Raw genomic sequence first — 3,314 nt, 5'->3', positions numbered from 1 at the left:
GCCATGGGCCCGACGGCGGAGGCGACGCCTCGCTAGGTGCTCGAGCTCAGACTCTGTCGTCTGAGCCTCCGACTCAGACGACCCGGATGAAGGTCGGGCTGTTCTGCCACATCTCGGTGTAGCGCACCGGCATGCCGGCGGCCCAGGCCTCGATGATCATGCCGTTGCCCGCGTAGAGGGCCACGTGGCCGGGCGTCCAGACGATGTCGCCGGGCTCGGGGTACGTGACCTGGTAGCCGGAGCCGAGCATCGCGCTCGAGGAGTGCGGCAGGGAGACGCCGAGCTGCGCGTACACGTACTGGATCAGACCCGAGCAGTCCATGCCCTCCGCCGGCGAGTTGCCGCCCAGCACGTAGGTGATGCCCAGGTAGTTGAAGGCGATGTTGACGGCCTGCTGGCCGACCGGGACCGGGTCCGGCGCGTCGACCGACACGACGGCGGGGGCCTCGCCCTTCTCGCCGTCGGCACCCTTCGAGGTGCCCAGGGTCTCCAGCTCGATCGGCATCTTCGCATCGGCCGGGACGGTCACGGTGGGCGCGGAGGCGACGGACTGCTTGGCCACCGCGGTGAGGGAGTTGAGGTCGACCGAGTTGAGCTTCGCGGTCTTGACCTCGGTCTTGAGGTCCATCGCCGGGGCCGCGTGGGCCGTCGTCGCGATGGTCGAGATGAGGACGCCGCCTGCGGCTGCCGCGATGGCGCCACGGCGGGCGACGGTGCCGGCGTTCTCGGTGGCGGTACGAGCGAGGATAGTCAGTGGTGTCTGGGCCGGGCGGCTGTCACGATGCCGTCCGCGGAGGGAGTTCGTCACCTAATGTCTCCTGTACCGCCTGCGAGGTCAGCTGTCGGGTTCGGGTAGGAGTACAACCCGGCCGCACGGCTACTGGGGGGTTTCCGTCCGGCTTCACCCCGAGGACGACGATCCTGCTGTCGCCCGGGAATGGGTCCCCCGCTCCTGTCTTGAACGTCTGAGTCATGAGCCGGTGACAGGACTCGGCGTCCGGCTCACGACTCCACCGTCGCGGTGGAGCAGAAGTCAAAGTACACACGTTCACGGGAAAAGTCACGATCGGGTTACGCATTACGGTCTGACCCAACGAAGACGCAGATTTGCGTCGTTCCGGGCTTCAGGGGTTATGACCGACATCACACATCGGCTAGCGTTCGGCGACATGGCCGAAACGCAGCACCGCATCTCCGCGTGGTGGGTGCTTCCAATCAGTGCGATCGTCTGGTGGGTCGGCGGTTTTCTGCCGTGGATCGCGCAGCTGTCGTACCAGGTCACGGGCTTTGCGCGCGCGTCCGACGCCGCGGCGGCCGGGCTCCTGCCGCTCCCCTTCACGGCCGACGGCGCCGTGGTCGGCCTGGTCGTCATGGCCCTGATGGGCGGGCTGCTCGCCGGCGTCACGGCCCGCCTCCCCGCGTCTCGCGGCGCGGGTGCGGGCGCCGCGATCGCGGGCACCCTGCTCGGCATGGCCGGCGCGGCCGGCAGCTCCTGGTGGCTCGCGGCCGGCGCCACCGTGCCCGGTGACGCCATGCCGATCGGGATGCTCGTCGTCACCGTCGGAGCGGGACTCGTGGGCCTTGCTGCCGGGCTTCTGGCCGGCATCGGGCCGGCCGCGCTGCGCGGCGTCGCGCTCGCCCTCCCGGTGGTGCTCCTGGACGGCTGGCTCTGGGGCCTCCTGCCCGGCAACGACGTCTCGCCCACCGGCTCGTCGTGGGTGCTCGCGTCGGCGCTCGGCGTGGCGTTCGGGCTCTGCGTGGACGGCAAGCCCCTCGATCTGCTCGGCTGGCTGCCCGCTGCGGGCACCGTGTGGGTGCTGCAGTCCACCGGTCCCGCCCTGCTGACCGTGCAGGAGAACATCTGGCCGGGCTCGGCGCTCACCGAGAACCCGCTGTCGGCCGCCGGCATCGCGGGCCGCGAGATCGCCTCCGCCGCCCTGACGACCGAGGGGCACCAGCTCGGCGCCTGGGTGGTGGCCCTGCTGCTCGGCGCGGCCATCGCGGCGCTGCGGCTGTCCCGGGAGGCCGGGGACGAGGGCGAGCTGTCCGAGGCCTGGGCCTGACGGGCAGTGCCCCTACTGATTTCGATTGTGTAAATTTCACCCTCAACCGGACATGAGGCCTGTTCGACGCTTGTCCGGTCCCCCTAGGTTTGCCCCAGTTCGGGGGTAATCAACCCCCGTGCGAGCACTGGGGGCACAGATGAACAGGAAGTCCTTGGCCGGCGCCGCCACCTCCGTGGCGCTCGTCGTGACGGCGCTGGTCGCCTTGGCGCCGGGCGCGCAGGCCGCGACCAGCGATCCCCTCCGGGACAAGCAGTGGGGCCTGGACCAGATCAACGCCGAGGCGGCCTGGCAGGCCAGCACCGGTGAGGGCGTGGTGGTGGCCGTGGTCGACACCGGTGTCGATCTCGACCAGCCCGACCTGGCGGGACAGCTCCTGCCGGGCGCCACCTTCACGGGCTGCGCGGACGTCCGTCCGTGCGGCGACGGGGACTTCCGGGGCCCCGACGGCGCCAACGACGGCGACGAGCACGGCACGCACGTGGCAGGCATCGTGGCCGCCGCGACGGACAACGGCATCGGCGTCGCCGGCGTCGCGCCGGACGCGAAGATCCTCCCGGTCAAGGTGCTCGAGGCCGGCACGGGGTCGTCGCAGGACATCGCGGACGGCATCCGCTGGGCGGCCGACCACGGTGCCGACGTCATCAACCTCTCCCTGGGCTCCGGCCTGGGCGGGCAGCTGCTGACGATCATCGGCGTCGACACCCTGATGCGGGACGCCATCGCGTACGCCCGCGAGCAGGGCGCGCTCACGGTGGCGGCGGCCGGCAACTCGTCGACCCCGCTCTGCAGCGACCCGGCGTTCACCAGCGTCGCGATCTGCATCGGGGCCACCGACTCGGCCGGCCTGCACTCCTACTACTCGGAGCTGCCGGTCAAGCTCGACCTGAAGAGCGTCTCGGCGCCCGGCGGGTCGGGCGGGCTGACCGGCTGCGACGGCGACGTCTGGTCCACGGTCCCCGAGGGCACCGGGTCCGACACCTGTGCGGGCGGCAGCTACGACGCCTACGCGGGCACGTCGATGGCGACGCCGCACGTGGCCGGGGTCGCGGCGCTGCTGTTCGCGCAGGGGCGGTCGCTGACGGACGTCGAGGCCGCCATCCTGTACACGGCTCGCGACCCGCTCCTGGGCCTGCGGGGCCTGTGGACGCCGCTGTACGGGTACGGCATCGTCGACGCGGCCGCGGCGGTCGCGTACTGACGCCGAGCGCACGGCGGCGCCGAGCGCGCAGGAGCACCGCGGCCCACGCC

Annotated in this window: 3 protein-coding genes and 1 riboswitch; of the genes, 2 read left to right on the top strand and 1 reads right to left on the bottom strand. The window is 71.7% G+C overall.

Annotation, left to right across the window (positions count from 1 at the left end):
* Window positions 1-73: 73 nt before the first annotated feature.
* Window positions 74-808, bottom strand: a complete 735-nt coding sequence (locus tag ACFU5G_RS29655; RefSeq protein ID WP_377252696.1) for a C40 family peptidase — start codon at window positions 806-808, stop codon at window positions 74-76.
* A gap of 1 nt (window position 809) precedes the next feature.
* A riboswitch (cyclic di-AMP (ydaO/yuaA leader) is annotated at window positions 810-1,006 on the bottom strand.
* A gap of 163 nt (window positions 1,007-1,169) precedes the next feature.
* On the opposite strand from ACFU5G_RS29655, the gene ACFU5G_RS29650 reads away from it, so the two are divergent.
* Together ACFU5G_RS29650 and ACFU5G_RS29645 are read left to right on the top strand one after the other, a co-directional pair.
* Entirely contained in the window at window positions 1,170-2,063 is an 894-nt protein-coding gene (locus tag ACFU5G_RS29650) for a hypothetical protein (RefSeq protein WP_377252694.1), read from the top strand.
* Between the two features lie 139 nt (window positions 2,064-2,202).
* Window positions 2,203-3,264, top strand: a complete 1,062-nt coding sequence (locus tag ACFU5G_RS29645) for a S8 family serine peptidase (protein ID WP_377252692.1) — start codon at window positions 2,203-2,205, stop codon at window positions 3,262-3,264.
* The last annotated feature ends 50 nt before the right edge of the window (window positions 3,265-3,314 follow it).

This window comes from Promicromonospora sp. NPDC057488 (assembly GCF_042802395.1).
Lineage (GTDB): Bacteria > Actinomycetota > Actinomycetes > Actinomycetales > Cellulomonadaceae > Promicromonospora.
Note: the sequence above shows the minus strand (reverse complement) of the source record. Positions and strands in the feature narration are given on the sequence as shown.